Below are 16308 nucleotides of genomic sequence, written 5' to 3' on the forward strand. Positions count from 1 at the left end.
ATGCGAGATGATCACCGGTCATGTTTTTATTGCAACCAGCCTGGATGGGTTCATCGCTCGCGATGACGGCGGTATCGAATGGTTGCTTAAGTACGACGCCTCCGGCGAGGATCATGGCTACAACGATTTCATCAGGGACATCGACGCCATCATCATGGGCCGCGGCACCTTCGAGACGGTCCGCGACATGAAACCATGGTTCTATACGCGCCCGGTGCTCGTTCTTTCCACCACCCTGGCGGAGCAGCCGGTCCCGTCCGAGCTTGCCGGCAAGGTCCGTTTCACGCGGAAGTCGCCGCAGCAAGCCATGGCCATGCTCGAAGCGGAAGGCTGCCGCCGTGTCTATGTCGATGGCGGGCGCGTCATTCAATCCTTCCTTGAGGAAGGCTTGATCAGCGATCTGGTGATCACGCGTGTTCCGATACTGCTCGGCAGCGGCCGCCCCCTGTTCGGTCCGGTTTCGCGCGACATCAACCTCAGGCATGTGGGCACCCGCCCGTTTCCGTCCGGGTTGGTGCAATCGACCTATGCAATTGCGTTATGACCAAGCGAAGCCGTGGCAGGCCGCGCGCCGATGAGAACAGCGTGTCACCGGCGGGAATCCTTTCGGAGGCATTAGCTCTGCTTGATGGTGAGGGGTTTGAAAATCTGACGATGCGCGCGGTCGCGATGCGGGCGAATGTCAACCCGATGACGATCTATCACCACTTCCGGGATCGGGACGGATTGATCAAGGCATTGGCGGAGAGCATCTATGCCGATGTTGCCGCTCCTCCGGAAGGAACGGTTCGGTCTCGGATAGAGGGCTTGCTGAAGGCGTATCGGGCAAAGGTGATACGCTATCCAGGCCTGACTCTTGCCATCTTCAACCGGCCGGACGCGTTCCCTGACCATGCAAGAAGGATCACGGACAGCCTGACAGACCTGCTGAAAGAACTTGGCCCTTCGCCGTCGCGTGCTCTGCTATGGGTGCATATTCTTGTCGATTATACGCATGGTGCAGCGCTTGCCGTGGCGACAGACGAAAATGGCGATGGCCCGCAGCCGGTAGCAACGGACCCGGAGTATGCGAATTATGAACGCGCGATCTCTGAACTGCTGGACAGCCTGGAGACGTAGAGTAAACGGCAGAAAATGGCGGACAAGGTGGGATTCGAACCCACGGTACGCTTTCACGCACACACGCGTTCCAGGCGTGCGCCTTAAACCACTCGGCCACCTGTCCATCTGCACTTTCGCATCCGATAAAGGAGCTATTGTGGGAACGGCGCGATATATACCGATGAATTTTCTAGGATCAACCCGAATCTGACAGTTTTTTGACTTCTGGACAAAAAACTCTGCATCTCATCCCCATTGCGCTTATTTCGCGTTCCACTTATCTAAAGAAATGGATGAGGCGGCATAAGACCGGTCGGCCCACAAAGGCTGGACGTAGTGAGTATCCGGAGGAGTTCATGCGTTTCCTGTTGCGTTTTTCCAGCCTTGTCGCGCTGGTGGTGGCCGTGATCGCCGGCACCATCGATTCCATTCAATCCGTTGCGGCCTCCGCCGTGGTCATGACCCCTATGGGGGATGCGTGGAACGATGTCAGCCCTTCGTCGCTGGCAAGCCTTCGCGCGACCATCGCCTATTATGTTCATCCCCGTTTCTATGACTTGGCGATGCAATGGCTGCTGTTTCAGCCGGCCTTTGCGGTCTTTCTGGTGATCTCGCTGCTTCTGTGGATGGTCGCCTATAAGCGCCAGCCCGTTGCCGGACGCTTCAGCGCCTGAAAGGGGCTGCGTTTCGCTCTGTGCCATTTGGGGATTTTGGTGACGTCGGAGAATGTCTGGCGACGGGCTTGCAGCTATGCCGTGATCAGCAAAACTGGCGATTGCGGAGAGCTGACCGGCAGCTATTCTGACCAATAAAATTGCAGTTTTGGCCCGAAATTGTTTAAAAAAAGGGTGGTTTGGATGGGTTTTCACCAATTCCCACAAATCTTTACCAACTGAAAAATTTCTCGTGAATTTTTCATGCAGCCATGCAAGGATGCGCGCCAGCTTGGCCTCGGGGAGGTCGGCGGTTCCGCAGACTTGCCCGGTCAACGGGCTTGCGGGAGGACCCAACAAGATAGAAACAATAGGGCTGCACCACATGAAAAAATCCCTTTTGACCCTTTTCGCTCTGGCTGCCATGTCGGCAACGGCGCTTGCGGCCGATATCAAGCCGGCAATCGTTTACGGAACCGGCGGCAAGTTCGACAAATCCTTCAACGAAGCTGCCTATAACGGCGCCGAAAAATTCAAGAAGGAAACCGGCATCGCTTACCGCGACTTCGAGCCGACGGGCGACACTCAGGGCGAACAGGCGCTGCGCAACTTCGCCAGCAAGGGCTTCAATCCGGTTATCGCCGTTTCCTTTGCCTGGACCTCCGCGCTCCAGAAGGTTGCTGCCGAATATCCGAAGACCGAATTCGTCCTGATCGACGACAGCCTTGATCTGCCGAACGTCCGCTCGGTCAAGTTCAAGGAAAATGAAGGCTCCTATCTCGCCGGCGTCATGGCTGCCATCGCATCGAAGTCCGGCAAGATCGGCTTCGTCGGCGGCATGGACATTCCGCTGATCCGCAAGTTCGAATGCGGCTACGAGCTCGGTGCGCGTGCCACCAATGCGAAGATCGAAGTTTTCCAGAACATGACCGGCACGACCGGTGCGGCCTGGAATGACCCGGTTCGCGGCGGCGAACTCACCAAGAACCAGATCGACCAGGGCGCAGACGTTGTTTACGCAGCTGCCGGCGCGACCGGCCTCGGCGTGCTGCAGACCGCCGCCGACAACAAGAAGCTGTCGATCGGCGTCGATTCGAACCAGAACTACCTGCATCCGGGTTCCGTTCTGACCTCCGTCGTCAAGCGCGTCGACCTCGCCGTTTACAATGCCTTCAGCGACGCCAAGAACGGCAAGTTCACGCCTGGTACGCAGGAACTCGGCCTGAAGGAAGACGGCGTTGCCGTCGCTATGGACGACAACAACAAGTCGCTCGTCACTCCGGAAATGCAGGCTGCTGTCGACAAGGCCCGGACCGATATCGTTGCTGGCACCATCAAGGTCCACGACTATCTGACCGACAACGCCTGCCCGAAGAACTGATATGAAATAAGGGCGTATGACGGAGCAAAAACGTCATGCGCCCTTTTCTTATCCGGAAACCGGTTTCTGGAGCCCCTATAGTGAGCCAAATCTCTGCCATCGAGCTCGTGGGCATCGACAAAAAGTTCGGTGCTGTCCACGCCAATAAAGATATCAACCTGACCGTCGCCAAGGGCTCGATCCACGGGATCATCGGCGAAAACGGTGCCGGGAAATCGACCCTCATGTCGATCCTCTACGGATTCTATCAGGCCGACAGCGGCGAAATCCGCATCAACGGCAACCCGATCGCCATCCGCGACAGCCAGACGGCAATTGCATCCGGTATCGGGATGGTGCACCAGCATTTCATGCTGGTCGACAATTTTACCGTCCTTGAAAACGTCATGCTGGGCGCCGAAGGCGGCGCGCTTCTCGCCAAGGGGGTAGCGGCCGCACGCGCCGAGCTCAACCGGCTGGAGAAGGATTATGGTCTGGAAGTCGATCCGGATGCGATGATTGAAGAGCTTCCCGTCGGTCAGCAGCAACGCGTCGAGATCCTGAAGGCGATGTATCGCGGCGCGGAGATCCTCATTCTCGACGAACCCACCGGCGTCTTGACGCCGGCCGAAGCGGACAATCTCTTCCGCATCCTTCGCGTCCTTCGCGATCAGGGCAAGACGATCATACTCATCACCCACAAGCTGCGCGAGATCATGGCGATCACCGATACGGTGTCGGTCATGCGCCGTGGCGAGATGGTTGCCACGCGCAAGACGGCGGAAACCACTGTCGAAGAGCTGGCAGAATTGATGGTCGGCCGCCGCGTGCTGCTGCGCGTCGAAAAGGGCGCCCCCAATCCGGGCGATATCCTGCTGTCGGTGCGCAATCTCACCGTTAAGGACGGCCGTGGCGTCACCATGGTCGACAACGTCTCCTTCGATGTCCGCGCCGGCGAGATCGTCGGCATTGCCGGCGTTGCCGGCAACGGCCAGTCGGAATTGCTGGAGGCCATCGCCGGTATCCGTAAGCCAGCCTCGGGCGAGATCCTGCTGCATGGCAAGCCGATCGGCAATGCCGATCCCGCAGCACTTCGCGACCTTGGCCTTGCCCATATTCCGGAAGATCGCCATCACATGGGCCTCGTCCTCAAGTTCGAGGAGTATGAGAATTCCATGCTCGGCTATCACCGCGACCGCAAATACGGGCGCGGCGGCATGCTCGATCTCGATGCCATGCGCAAGGATGCCATCGAGAAGATCGAGAAATACGATATCCGCCCGCCGAACGCGCGGCTGAAAACAGCCAATTTTTCCGGCGGCAACCAGCAGAAGATAGTCGTCGCCCGTGAGATCGAGCGCGATCCGAAGGCTCTGCTGATCGGCCAGCCGACGCGCGGCGTCGACATCGGCGCCATCGAATTCATCCATCGTCGCATCATCGAGATGCGCGACGCCGGCAAGGCCATCCTACTGGTTTCGGTGGAGCTGGATGAGATCCGTGCGCTTTCGGACCGTATCCTCGTCATGTTCGCCGGCCATATCGTCGGTGAAAAGTCGGCTGAGGCCGGTGAACAAACACTCGGCCTGATGATGGCCGGCATTGCCGCGTGAGGCGTATATGAGCACGGCTTCCGTTCCGCTCCCCAATTGGATCACCTACGGTCTGATCCCCCTTCTCAATCTCATTGTTGCCTTCCTGATCTCCGGCCTCGTCGTCTGGTTCATCGGCGAGAGCCCGCTCGATGCGCTTGTCCTGCTGCTGCAGGGCGCGCTTGGCAGCGGCGAAGGCATCGGCTTCACGCTGTATTATGCGACAAGCTTCATCTTCACCGGCCTTTCGGTCGCCGTCGCCATCCATGCCGGCCTTTTCAATATCGGTTCGGAAGGCCAGGCCTATGTCGGCGGTCTTGGCTGCGCCCTGGTGGCGCTGACCCTCGACCATTATGTTCCCTGGTATGTGACGATGCCCTTTGCCGTCATCGGCGCGGCGATCTTCGGGGCGCTCTGGGCCTTCATTCCTGCCTGGCTGCAAGCCAAGCGGGGCAGCCACGTCGTCATCACCACGATCATGTTCAATTTCATCGCATCGGCGATGATGAACTTCCTGCTGGTGCATATACTGATCGTTCCGGGCAAGATGGCCCCCGAAACCCGCACCTTTCTGGAGGGCGGTCAGCTGCCGAAGCTCGGCTGGTTGATGGATATGTTCGGCTCGACCATCGGTGCGGCGCCGCTCAACGTCTCCTTCCTGATCGCGCTGGTCATGTGCTTCCTGGTGTGGGTACTCGTCTGGCGCACCAAGCTCGGCTATGAAATGCGCACGCTGGGCCTCAGCCCCACCGCTGCGGTCTATGCCGGCATTCCCTACGCCCGCACGGTCATCATCGCCATGCTTCTTTCCGGCGGTCTTGCCGGCATGATGGCGCTCAATCCCGTCATGGGCGCATCCGCACGTCTGCAGGTGGAATTCGTGCTCGGTGCGGGCTTTGTCGGCATCGCCGTGTCGCTGATGGGCCGCAATCATCCGCTTGGCATCATCGTGGCGGCGATCCTGTTCGGCATTCTCTATCAGGGCGGCGACGCGCTGTCCTTCGACATGCCGAACATCACGCGCGACATGATCGTGGTGATCCAGGGTCTCGTCATCCTGTTTGCCGGTGCCCTCGAATACATGTTCCGACCTGCGCTCGTGCGCATCTACCAGACATTCGCCAGGACGTGAGGATCGGACGATGGACTATTATGATCTTCTCATCAGCATACTTGGTTCGACGATCCGCCTGTCGATTCCGCTGATCTTCACGGCGCTGGCGGGCCTGTTTTCCGAGCGCGCCGGCATCTTCGATATCGGCCTTGAAGGCAAGATGCTGGCCTCGGCTTTTGCTGCCGCCTGCGTCGCCTCGATCAGCGGCTCACCCTGGGCCGGCCTTGGCGCGGGCATTGTCGTCTCGGTCGTCGTCGGCCTGCTGCACGGTTTCGCATCGATCACCAATCGCGGCAATCAGATCGTTTCCGGCGTCGCGATCAACTTCCTGATGGCCGGCCTGACCATCGTTCTCGGTCAAGCCTGGTTCGGTCAGGGTGGCCGCACGCCCACTTTGGCTGCCACCGCACGTTTTTCCGGCATCACGCTGCCCGGCGCCGATGCCATTCGCGACGTTCCGTTCATCGGGCCGCTCTATGCGAATGTCATCTCCGGCAACAATATCCTGACTTATCTGGCCTTCCTGACGGTGCCGATTTCCTGGTGGATTCTCTATCGCACCCGTTTCGGTCTGCGCCTGCGTGCCGTTGGCGAAAATCCCGGCGCCGTCGATACCGCCGGCATCTCGGTCGAATGGCTGCGCTATCGATCGCTGATAGCAGCCGGCATTCTCTGCGGCTTCTCCGGCACCTATCTCGCCATCGCCCAGTCGGCCGCCTTCATCAACAACATGTCCGCGGGCAAGGGCTATATCGCGCTTGCCGCACTGATCTTCGCCAAATGGAAGCCTGTGCCGGTCATGTTCACCTGCCTTCTGTTCGGCTTCCTTGATGCCTTCGCCAATTTCATGCAGGGCAAGGCGGTTCCGGGCATCGGCGAGGTGCCGGTACAGATTTTCCAGGCGCTGCCCTATATCCTCACCTGCATCCTGCTTGCAGGCTTTATCGGTGTCGCCAAGCCTCCGAAGGCCGGTGGCGTGCCCTATACCAAGGAGCGCTAGTCTATGTCGCATGATCTGTTCGAGGCCGCGCGCGGCGCGATGGCGTTCGCGCATGCTCCCTATTCGAAGTTTCCCGTTGGCGCGGCAATCCGCGCTGAGGACGGCAAGATCTATACCGGCGCCAATATCGAGAACCTGTCCTTCCCGCAGGGCTGGTGCGCCGAACCCACAGCGATCGGCCAGATGATCATGGGCGGCGCCAAGAAGATCGTCGAGATCGCCGTCATCGCCGAGAAGCTGCCGCTCTGCCCGCCTTGCGGCGGCTGCCGGCAGAAGATCGCCGAATTTGCCAGCAAGGAGACGCGCATCTATCTTTGCGACGAAACCGGCGTGAAGAAGACCATGACCATGGACGAAATGTTGCCCTTCAGCTTCGAAACGGAGGTGCTCGGATGAGTGCGGCCGCCGATATCCTCACCGAGAAGCTCGGCGAGCTGAAGCCGCGCTATGGCATCATCCTGGGTTCCGGCCTCGGCTCTCTCGTGGATGAGGTCAAAGACGCGCTGCGCATCCCCTATGCCGATCTGCCCGGCTTCCCGGTCAGCGCAGTATCAGGCCATGCCGGCACACTGGTCGCAGGCAAGCTCGGCGATGTCCCCGTCATCATGCTCTCCGGCCGGGTGCATTATTACGAAAAGGGCGACGCCAATGCCATGCGCATGCCGATCGAGACCCTGAAGGCACTCGGCGTGGACACGCTGATCCTGACGAATTCGGCCGGATCGCTGCGCGAGGAGATGCCGCCGGGCTCGGTGATGCAGATCACCGATCACATCAACTATTCCGGCATGAACCCGCTGATCGGCGAGGAGAGCGACAGGCGCTTCGTCGGCATGACCAGCGCCTACGACCTCGACCTCATCATGCGCATGCGCAAGGCGGCGGAAAAGGCCGAGATCAAGCTGTCACATGGCGTCTATATGTGGTTTTCCGGCCCAAGCTTCGAAACGCCGGCCGAGATCCGCATGGCGCGCATCCTCGGTGCCGATGCCGTCGGCATGTCGACGGTGCCGGAAGTCATCCTGGCGCGTCTTTTCGGTTTGAGGGTTGCCGCTGCCTCCGTCATCACTAACTATGGTGCTGGTATGACCGGCGGCGAGCTCTCGCATGAGGAGACGAAGGACATGGCTCCGGTCGGCGGCGCGCGGCTTGCCGCTATCCTGAAAGAAATGATCGCGGACGAAGGAGATCCACAATGACCGGCCATTCGCTGAGAGAAACGGCAGCCGTTGCGCTTTCCCTTCTCGATCTCACCAATCTCAAGGATGACTGCACCCCGGCTCAGATCGAGGCGCTGTGCGCCCGTGCGCAATCGCCCTATGGCAATACGGCCGCCATCTGCATCTGGCCGCGTTTCGTCGCACAGGCGCGTGGCATTCTCGGTGTCGATCATGCCATAAAGATCGCGACCGTGGTGAATTTCCCGGCCGGCGACATGGAAGTGGCCGATGTTGCCGCCGAGGCGCGCGAAGCCATTGCCGATGGCGCCGACGAGATCGATCTGGTCATTCCCTATCGCGCCTTTCTGGCGGGCAATGAGCAGGCCATCACCGATATGGTTGCCGCGGTAAAGGCCGAATGCAAAGGTCCGGTCCTTCTGAAGACCATCCTTGAAACCGGCGAAATCAAGGATACCGCTCTCATCCGGCGCGCGTCAGAACTTGCGATCGATGCCGGCTCCGATTTCATCAAGACGTCCACCGGCAAGGTTGCCGTCAACGCGACGCTCGAAGCCGCTGACATCATGCTGCGCGCCATCCGCGACAGCGGTCGCAAGGTCGGCTTCAAGCCGGCCGGCGGCATCGGCTCTGTCTCCGATGCGGCTCTGTATCTCAGCCTCGCCGAGACCATCATGGCGCCCGACTGGGCCATGCCGTCGACCTTCCGCTTCGGTGCGTCGAGCCTTCTCGACGATATCTCGAACGTGCTGGCCGGCGGCGAGTCCAAGACGGCGTCTTCAGGCTACTGATCCATGATCCCGCAGGAGATCATCCGTCAGAAGCGTAACGGCGCCACCCTTTCGGCTGCCGATATCGATGCGTTTATCGGTGCTTTGGGGCGGGGCGAACTGGCGGAAAGCCAGATCGGCGCTTTTGCCATGGCCGTCTGGTTTCGCGGCATGACGCGGGAGGAAACGGTGGCGCTGACGCTCGCCATGGCTCGCTCCGGCGATATCCTTTCCTGGCGAGGCATCGGCAGGCCGATTGCCGACAAGCATTCGACTGGCGGTGTCGGCGACAACGTCTCTCTGATGCTCGCTCCCATCGCCGCCGCCTGCGGCCTCGCCGTGCCGATGATCTCTGGTCGCGGTCTCGGCCATACCGGCGGCACGCTGGACAAGCTGGAATCCATTCCCGGTTACGGGATCACGCCGGATGCCGCCCGTTTCCGCAAGGTGGTCGATGAGGTCGGCTGCGCCATCATCGGTCAGACCGGCGCGCTGGCGCCCGCCGACGGCAAGCTCTATGCGGTGCGCGATGTCACGGCGACCGTCGATTCCGTGCCGTTGATTACCGCCTCCATCCTGTCGAAGAAACTGGCCGCGGGACTGGAAACGCTGGTGCTCGACGTCAAGATCGGCAGCGGCGCCTTCATGACCTCGCAGGAAGAAGCTGAGACCCTGGCGCGCTCGCTGGTGGAGGTGGCCAATGGCGGCGGGGTCAGGACTTCGGCCCTGATTACCGACATGAACCAGCCCTTGGCCGACGCGGCTGGCAACGTGGTCGAACTTCGTAACTGCCTGGATTTCCTGAAGGGCAACAAGGCAGGCACGCGCCTCGAAACAGTCGTCCTGGCCTTCGCATCCGAAATGCTCGTTCAGGCCGGCATTGCCGCCAACGCTGCCGATGCGGAGAGCAGGGCGCGCGAGGCTCTGGCATCCGGCAAGGCGGCAGAGATCTTCGGCCGCATGGTGCACGCCCTTGGCGGCCCCGCGGATCTGCTGGAACACCCGGATCGCTATTTGGCGAGTGCGCCGGTGCAGAAGCCCGTTCTCGCGGCGGCCGATGGCTGGCTGGGCGCCTGCGATGCGCGGGAGATCGGTATGAGCGTCATCGATCTCGGCGGCGGCCGCCGCCGCCCGCAAGACAAGATCGATCATCGCGTCGGCTTCAGCGACATTCTGCCGCTCGGCACCAAGGTGAGCAGGGGTGACCGCATCGCTACCGTGCATGCGGCAGACGAGGCAAGCGCGCAAAAGGCCGCGGGCGCTTTGTCGGCTAACTATCGCACCGTGGATACGGCGCCCGCTTTGTCGCCTGTCATTGTCAGACGGATTTGATTTGAAGGCGCCGGTCGGCCGCTTCGCAGTCTGGGAAATGCCTTTTATCCTATTGCTTCAGAAGCAGAGTGCCATTCTGCACTCCATAGGAGTTCAGCTTTTTCATGAAGCTCATTCCGATCAGCGTCGTGCTCAATGCGCTATCCTTTGCCACCACGGCATCGATATCGCGAACCCGGATCGTACCGATCTCCAGGCGGTCGAGTTTGATGTGGGCGACCTTTGACGTGCCATTCGCGGTCTGGACCGTGTAGCGATAGTCGAGATCGACGCCGCTGAAGCCGAGGCTGCGCGCGGTGCTTTCGTTCATTGCCACATAGGTCGCGCCGGTATCGATCATCCCATGCACAGACCGGCCATTGATGGTGAAATCGCCTTCATAGTGGCCGCCCGCATTGGCGCGCAGCTGAACGCTGCCATAGGAAACGGGAGCTTCCGCCTTCGGAAGGGCAAGCGAAACCGCTTCGACCGGCGCCGGTTTCGCGGCATGTTCGCTATAGGTACTCACCAGCATCGGCACCTGGGTCGCTGCAACGGCGATGACACCGGCAAAGGCAAGAACGCGAACGAGCATCGGCAGGGCCCCTCCTGCGGGCCATGCCATTTATAAGCCGAGAGTGCTGAAAGGATGCTAAAGCGATCAATAAAAAGCCCGGCAGTCGAATAACTGCCGGGCTTCCTGAAAAGTATTAGAGCGGATTTACTTGGTGCCGTACATGCGGTCGCCGGCATCGCCGAGGCCGGGGACGATATAGCCCTTCTCGTTCAGGTGGCTGTCGATGGCGGCCGTGAACACCGGAACGTCCGGATGCGCCTTGCGGAAATTGGCGATGCCTTCGGGAGCCGCCAGCAAGCACAGGAAGCGGATATTGTGTGCGCCTCGCTCCTTCAGCTTTTCGATCGCGGCAATCGAGGAATTGCCTGTTGCCAGCATCGGATCGACGACGATGATCAGGCGCTCGGAAATATCCTCGGGCGCCTTGAAGTAATATTCGACCGGCTGCAGCGTTTCATGATCGCGGTAGACGCCGATATGCGAGACGCGGGCCGAGGGCACGAGATCGAGCATGCCTTCGAGCAGACCGTTGCCGGCGCGCAGGATCGAGGCGAAGACCAGCTTCTTGCCCTCGAGGATCGGCGCATCCATCGGCTGGAGCGGCGTTTCGATGGTCTCGATGGTCAGTTCGAGGTCGCGCGTCACTTCGTAACAGAGCAGCGTCGAAATCTCGCGCAGCAGCCGGCGGAAGCTTCCCGTCGAGGTGTCCTTCTTGCGCATGATTGTGAGCTTGTGCTGCACAAGCGGGTGATCGATGACAGTGACGCCGTCCATGGTTTCAGCCTTCCAGTAATTCCGCGATATAAGATGGTTCTTCCACGGAAATTGCCTCTGGTGCAAGAAAATAGGCCGCTTTGCGAGATTTCATCCCCAATCTGCGGCCAAAACCCTCATTTTACAACTTTGCGAGCAGCGACGCCCGTGTCGCCTCGTCCACGAACGCCGCCTCGATCGCCGTGCGCGTCATCGCATTGATCTCGTCGTCGCTGAAGCCGAAGGCTGACGACGCAAGCTCGTATTCTCGCTCGAGCGAGGTGTGGAAGAAGGGCGGATCGTCGGCGTTGATTGTGACCCTCACGCCGGCGTCGCGCAGCCTGCGCAGCGGATGCGACTCGAAATCCGGAAAAACCTTCAGCGCGATGTTGGAACCGGGGCAGACTTCCAGCACGGTGCCGAGATCGGCAAGGCGTCTGACGAGATCCATATCCTCAATGGCGCGCACGCCATGGCCGATACGCTGCGGGCGCACCAGATCCACCGCGTCGGCGACGCTAAATGCGCCGCAAACCTCGCCGGCATGGATTGTCATACCGAGGCCGGCTTCGCGGGCGATGTCGAAGGCACGGGCGTAATCGGCGACGCGGCCCATGCGCTCCTCGCCTGCCATGTTGAATCCTTTTATCAGCGGATTGTCGCTCTTGGCGGCATACTCCGCCGCCTTCACCACGCGCTCCGGGCCGAAGTGCCGTTCGCCTGTCACGATCAGCCGAGCCTCGATGCCCGTTTTTGCCTTGGCTGCATGGATGCCGGTGGAAACACCCGCCATATAGGCGTCGGCGCCAAGGCCGATGCGGTCGCCATGGTCGGGCGAAACGATGAGCTCGCTATAGATCGTGCCGATGCCGGCAAGCTCTTCCAGATAGGTTTCCGTCAGCAGCGCATAGTCTTCCTCGGTGCGGTAGACCTCGGACACCTTGTCGTAGCAGACGAGGAATTCGGCAAAATCCTTCCAGAGGTAAATACCGTCCCTAAGGAAGGCGCTGGTGTCGACTCCATATTTCTCCGCTTGTGCGAGCGTCAATGCCGGTGGAGCCGCGCCCTCCAGATGGCAGTGCAGCTCCACCTTCTTCAAATGCGATGTCAAAGGAAGCTCCTCCCGTGCGGTCCTGCCGCAATTCCCAAATGTTTCGCAACCGTCTCGCCGATATCCGCATAGGTCTGACGGACGCCGATGGAACGGGAACGAATGCCCGGCCCGTAAGCCATGACAGGCACGCGCTCGCGCGTATGATCGGTGCCGCGCCAAGTCGGGTCGCAGCCGTGATCGGCGGTCAGGATGACGAGATCGCCTGCCTTCAGCTTCTTATGCACTTCGGGCAGGCGCGCGTCGAAGGCTTCGAGCGCCGCGGCATAACCCGGCACGTCGCGGCGATGGCCATAGACCATGTCGAAATCGACGAAATTGGTGAAGACGAGATCGCCATCCTCGGCTTCGCCCATGGCCTTCAGCGTCGCATCCATCAGCGCCATATTGCCATTGGCCTTGATGACCCTGGAGACGCCCTGATGGGCAAAGATATCGCCGATCTTGCCGACGGCATGCACCGTGCGTTCGGCCTTGACCAGACGGTCGAGCAGCGTCGGCTCGGGCGGCAGAACAGAAAAGTCGCGCCGGTTGCCGGTCCGCTCGAATGTCGCCACCGTCTCGCCGACAAAGGGGCGGGCTATGACGCGGCCGATATTGTAGGGATCGAGCAGCGTGCGTACGATCTTGCAGAGGCCGATCAGCCGGTCGAGGCCGAAATGCTGTTCGTGCGCTGCAATCTGGAAGACGGAGTCGGACGAGGTATAGCAGATCGGCTTGCCGCTGCGGATGTGCTCTTCGCCGAGCTTTGCGATGATATCCGTGCCGGAGGCGTGGCAATTGCCGAGAATCCCTGGCAGATCGGCCGCCTCGCAGATGGCCTTCGCCAGCTCCGGCGGGAAGGCATCGCCCTCGGTCGGAAAGTACCCCCAGTCGAACATGACGGGCGTACCGGCGATCTCCCAATGGCCCGAAGGTGTGTCCTTGCCGCGGGAGACCTCATTGGCGCAGCCATAGAGGCCATACAGTTTTTCCGGCAGCGGCATGCCGGCGGGATAATTGCCCGTCGCCGCCTTGGCGATCTCCAGCAGGCCGAGGCCCGACAGGATCGGCAATGTCAACGGGCCTTGGCGAAGGCCCGCCCGATCGGCCGCGCCGGCAGCGCAGAATTCCGCAATATGGCCAAGCGTGTCGGCGCCTTCATCTCCGTAGCTTGCCGCATCGGGGCCGCCACCCACGCCGAAAGAATCCAGAACGAAGAGAAAGGCGCGCGCCATAGATCACCCGATAGAATACCGTCATCCCGGGGAGGTCTTCCGGGTCATTGGACGTCACCCATATAACGGAGGCATCGACTTGGCAATTTTCCGTTTGGAAGCCCCGCCAGGCGCCTCTCTGCGGCGCGTTCTCAGCAATCGCTGCAGCTGATCGAAGTTCCGACACGCTGGCGATAGTAATATTGCCGGCTGATGGTGATCTGGTTTGTGCCGCTCGGCAGGAAATTGGCACCAAAGCTGAGGAGCTGATAGGGGTGGGTAAGTTCGCTGCGGACGAGGAATGTGCTTGCCTGGTTCATGTTGGCCGGCAAAGTGACCGTCGAGCCAACCGTATATGCCCTGCTTCCGTCCTGCGCCCAGGACCACGCGACAGTCGCCTTGCCTGAAGCGTCGATGGCGATGCCGGTGATCTTCAGCGTCAGGCCGGTGGTGCCATAGGGTGCGAAGATGGCGCCGGCGACCGAGGGCATTGTCGCAAGCACGGACTTTGTGATCGACGATTGCTGCGAGACGATATCGGCTATCGAACCGGCCGAACGGCTGGCTCGTTTCGAGGCGCTGAGGCCGACGGTAAGCTCGAAGGCACCGAGATAGAGCATCAGCAACACGGGAAAAAGAATGGCGAATTCGATCGCGCCGACGCCGCGCTCGTCGCGGGCGAATCGCCGCAATATGCCTGAGGGCACATTTTCTTTCGCGGTCATGCTCGCGTGGCTGCTCACGGATAATTCTCGTTCTGAAAGGCCGCCGTGGCGACGATGAGATAGACCGAGGCCGAACCGTCGGTCGGGTGCACGTTGGTCAGATAGGGGCGCAGCAGGTCCGTTATGATCCCCCAGCGATAGTAGGCGCGCACCATGTTCAGCGACTTGGCCCCGCCTGGTGTGAAGGCGAAACCTGTAGTGCTGAGATCGGAATAGGGATCGGTCGAGGATTTGCGCGGGATTGTTGTCGGCATGGATGCGAAGCTCGAATAGCTTTGCACATCGAGGTAGAGGTTTGTCGGCGTCTGTAGTTCGGAAGATGAGCAGGTAATGAGCACGGAAATCTGATTGCAGAATGCCTGTCGGAATTGCTGCGAGCTGGTGTTAGCAGCTGTAATCTGTCCGGTTCTGATCTGCCGTGACAGAGTATCGACGGCGTTCGAAACGACTTGTTCCGCAGTAAAGGCGACAAAGGTTTCGATAATGGCGAAGATGATCAGAAAATAGGGAATGGCAAGCAGAGCGAATTCGATCGCCGCCGTCCCATCGCGAGAGCGCACGAATTCGCGGAATCTGCCTCGCGCACGTTGCCGTGCAGGGCTCGTATTGGCGAGAGGCGCGTTGTTTGGCGTCATAGGTCATCCGCGATGTTTAAACGCGGAGGACACTAGAGTTGCTTTCTTGATAATCCGTTTCTCTTCTCTATTCATATTTAGAGGAAACTAGGATTATCGATCGCAATATAATTCTTTGAAAGTACTTTAGAATATTTGCGTTATCGAATGTTATTATGGCCCTGCGGCCGCGGTCGGCGTCGCCGTATTGTTTTGTTGAGCGTGCTGTTCGCAATTCGGCGTGCATGACAGCACGGCTCGATCCGTCTGGCGGAAAACGCGGACCGTATTGCCTTCGTCGATCGATACCAGGATCTGCTCGTCCACGATCGCGTTGCCGTCGGTGTCGAGCAGGATGATGTTCGTCGTGCCGAAGCTGCGGCCGGTCAGGACGATGGTTTTCGGATCGGCGACGGTTGCATCGGCGACCTGCGAATTGCCGACGATAACCTTGCTGACAGGGCGGTCCAGCTTCAATACGCGCGCGTGATCCATATAGACGCGCAGCATGCTCTCTCCCGCGGCGTGGGAAAGCTGCGGCATCATGCCGGCCGCGGCAACAATGCATGCAAGGAATGCTGTTCTGCCGCCGATTGGCATGGCTTGGCCTCTTGGAAAGCGATAGTGAAAAGAATTTCCGGATAGAATGGGAAAGAATGGTGAATGAACGATTAAGCTGACCCGGCGTCGTTCGATTATGGCTCGAATGTCTCATTCGACCGCCATGTCATCCCATCATTGCGAAAATCGTGTATTGTTTCAAGACAAATCGTATTTCTCGCTAATATTCATGCGTCTAATAATTTCAATTTGGCTGAAGAACTTCTTTAAAACGGAAAGAAGAACATAAAACGTGCATTAACTATTCTATTTTCGCTTTTGTATTTACTGTGTATTAACCTAATTCTTTAAAGCGATGGAAACGGCGCGCGGCTACTGTGCAGTTCATCCGATCAACGGCAACAGTTGGCGGACGTGCTGTCAACAAAGTGGAGTTAAATTTATGTCCAAGCTTTTTTCGCGTTTCCTGAAGGATGAATCCGGCGCGACCGCAATTGAATATGGCCTGATCGCCGCCCTGATCTCGGTCGCCATCATCACCGGCGCGACGACCCTGGGTGGTACATTGAATAATACCTTCCGAAATATTGCGACGAAGATGACTGCCGCTGATACTCAATCCAAGGGGTACTAAGGCGCAATAATAGCGCCTTGAAACCAACCCTGTTTCTGCAAGGTTTGGTGCTGCTAAC

Annotated in this window: 19 protein-coding genes and 1 tRNA gene; 12 read left to right on the top strand and 8 right to left on the bottom strand. The window is 59.6% G+C overall.

What is annotated here, in order from left to right; all coding sequences use genetic code 11:
- Window positions 1-7 precede the first annotated feature (7 nt).
- Together RTCIAT899_RS01240 and RTCIAT899_RS01245 are read left to right on the top strand one after the other, a co-directional pair.
- Window positions 8-544 (top strand): dihydrofolate reductase family protein, encoded by a 537-nt coding sequence (locus tag RTCIAT899_RS01240; protein WP_015338398.1) that lies wholly within the window; start codon window positions 8-10, stop codon window positions 542-544.
- A complete protein-coding gene (locus tag RTCIAT899_RS01245; RefSeq protein ID WP_015338399.1) occupies window positions 541-1119 on the top strand; it encodes a TetR/AcrR family transcriptional regulator in 579 nt (192 codons plus the stop codon). Before RTCIAT899_RS01240 ends, RTCIAT899_RS01245 begins: the two co-directional genes overlap by 4 nt.
- A gap of 16 nt (window positions 1120-1135) precedes the next feature.
- Here RTCIAT899_RS01245 and RTCIAT899_RS01250 read toward each other — a convergent pair.
- Window positions 1136-1225, bottom strand: a tRNA-Ser gene (locus RTCIAT899_RS01250).
- Window positions 1226-1457: 232 nt separating this feature from the next.
- Between RTCIAT899_RS01250 and RTCIAT899_RS01255 the strand changes: the two genes are divergently transcribed.
- The 9 genes from RTCIAT899_RS01255 to deoA all read left to right on the top strand — a co-directional run bounded on the left by RTCIAT899_RS01255 (window position 1458) and on the right by deoA (window position 10100).
- Window positions 1458-1775, top strand: coding sequence for a hypothetical protein (locus tag RTCIAT899_RS01255; RefSeq protein WP_015338400.1), 318 nt, complete (start codon window positions 1458-1460; stop codon window positions 1773-1775).
- Window positions 1776-2139: 364 nt separating this feature from the next.
- Window positions 2140-3135: a BMP family lipoprotein gene (locus RTCIAT899_RS01260; RefSeq protein ID WP_041677159.1), complete on the top strand. Its 996-nt coding sequence runs from the start codon at window positions 2140-2142 to the stop codon at window positions 3133-3135.
- Window positions 3136-3170: 35 nt separating this feature from the next.
- A complete protein-coding gene (locus tag RTCIAT899_RS01265; RefSeq protein ID WP_085999166.1) occupies window positions 3171-4727 on the top strand; it encodes an ABC transporter ATP-binding protein in 1557 nt (518 codons plus the stop codon).
- 7 nt (window positions 4728-4734) lie between these two features.
- Window positions 4735-5838 (top strand): ABC transporter permease, encoded by a 1104-nt coding sequence (locus RTCIAT899_RS01270; protein ID WP_015338403.1) that lies wholly within the window; start codon window positions 4735-4737, stop codon window positions 5836-5838.
- A 10-nt stretch (window positions 5839-5848) separates the two neighbouring features.
- On the top strand, window positions 5849-6820 hold the full coding sequence (locus RTCIAT899_RS01275; RefSeq protein WP_015338404.1) for an ABC transporter permease: 972 nt from the start codon (window positions 5849-5851) through the stop codon (window positions 6818-6820).
- Window positions 6821-6823: 3 nt separating this feature from the next.
- Window positions 6824-7216 (top strand): cytidine deaminase, encoded by a 393-nt coding sequence (locus RTCIAT899_RS01280; protein WP_015338405.1) that lies wholly within the window; start codon window positions 6824-6826, stop codon window positions 7214-7216.
- The gene (locus RTCIAT899_RS01285; RefSeq protein ID WP_015338406.1) at window positions 7213-8019 is read left to right on the top strand and encodes a purine-nucleoside phosphorylase; all 807 of its coding nucleotides are present in this window, start codon (window positions 7213-7215) and stop codon (window positions 8017-8019) included. Before RTCIAT899_RS01280 ends, RTCIAT899_RS01285 begins: the two co-directional genes overlap by 4 nt.
- Window positions 8016-8789, top strand: coding sequence for a deoxyribose-phosphate aldolase (deoC, locus tag RTCIAT899_RS01290; RefSeq protein ID WP_015338407.1), 774 nt, complete (start codon window positions 8016-8018; stop codon window positions 8787-8789). The genes RTCIAT899_RS01285 and deoC overlap by 4 nt, the downstream gene beginning before the upstream one ends.
- 3 nt (window positions 8790-8792) lie before the next feature.
- Window positions 8793-10100 (top strand): thymidine phosphorylase, encoded by a 1308-nt coding sequence (gene deoA, locus RTCIAT899_RS01295; RefSeq protein ID WP_015338408.1) that lies wholly within the window; start codon window positions 8793-8795, stop codon window positions 10098-10100.
- Window positions 10101-10149: 49 nt separating this feature from the next.
- Here deoA and RTCIAT899_RS01300 read toward each other — a convergent pair whose 3' ends face one another.
- From RTCIAT899_RS01300 to RTCIAT899_RS01330, 7 genes are all read right to left on the bottom strand, one after another.
- The gene (locus RTCIAT899_RS01300; protein ID WP_015338409.1) at window positions 10150-10674 is read right to left on the bottom strand and encodes a TIGR02281 family clan AA aspartic protease; all 525 of its coding nucleotides are present in this window, start codon (window positions 10672-10674) and stop codon (window positions 10150-10152) included.
- Window positions 10675-10800: 126 nt separating this feature from the next.
- On the bottom strand, window positions 10801-11430 hold the full coding sequence (gene upp, locus RTCIAT899_RS01305; RefSeq protein ID WP_015338410.1) for a uracil phosphoribosyltransferase: 630 nt from the start codon (window positions 11428-11430) through the stop codon (window positions 10801-10803).
- A 121-nt stretch (window positions 11431-11551) separates the two neighbouring features.
- A complete protein-coding gene (locus RTCIAT899_RS01310; protein ID WP_015338411.1) occupies window positions 11552-12520 on the bottom strand; it encodes an adenosine deaminase in 969 nt (322 codons plus the stop codon).
- Window positions 12517-13737: a phosphopentomutase gene (locus tag RTCIAT899_RS01315; RefSeq protein WP_015338412.1), complete on the bottom strand. Its 1221-nt coding sequence runs from the start codon at window positions 13735-13737 to the stop codon at window positions 12517-12519. Before RTCIAT899_RS01315 ends, RTCIAT899_RS01310 begins: the two co-directional genes overlap by 4 nt.
- Before the next feature lie 131 nt (window positions 13738-13868).
- Window positions 13869-14441: a TadE/TadG family type IV pilus assembly protein gene (locus RTCIAT899_RS01320; RefSeq protein WP_041677161.1), complete on the bottom strand. Its 573-nt coding sequence runs from the start codon at window positions 14439-14441 to the stop codon at window positions 13869-13871.
- A 14-nt stretch (window positions 14442-14455) separates the two neighbouring features.
- Window positions 14456-15076 (bottom strand): TadE/TadG family type IV pilus assembly protein, encoded by a 621-nt coding sequence (locus RTCIAT899_RS01325; protein WP_015338414.1) that lies wholly within the window; start codon window positions 15074-15076, stop codon window positions 14456-14458.
- 153 nt (window positions 15077-15229) lie between these two features.
- Window positions 15230-15655, bottom strand: coding sequence for a pilus assembly protein N-terminal domain-containing protein (locus tag RTCIAT899_RS01330; protein WP_015338415.1), 426 nt, complete (start codon window positions 15653-15655; stop codon window positions 15230-15232).
- A 403-nt stretch (window positions 15656-16058) separates the two neighbouring features.
- Here RTCIAT899_RS01330 and RTCIAT899_RS01335 point away from each other — a divergent pair, with 403 nt between their 5' ends.
- Window positions 16059-16250 carry a Flp family type IVb pilin gene (locus tag RTCIAT899_RS01335; protein ID WP_015338416.1) on the top strand — a complete coding sequence of 64 codons (192 nt, stop codon included), beginning with the start codon at window positions 16059-16061 and terminating at the stop codon, window positions 16248-16250.
- Window positions 16251-16308 lie beyond the last annotated feature (58 nt).

Source organism: Rhizobium tropici CIAT 899, assembly GCF_000330885.1.
Taxonomy (GTDB): Bacteria; Pseudomonadota; Alphaproteobacteria; order Rhizobiales; family Rhizobiaceae; genus Rhizobium; species Rhizobium tropici.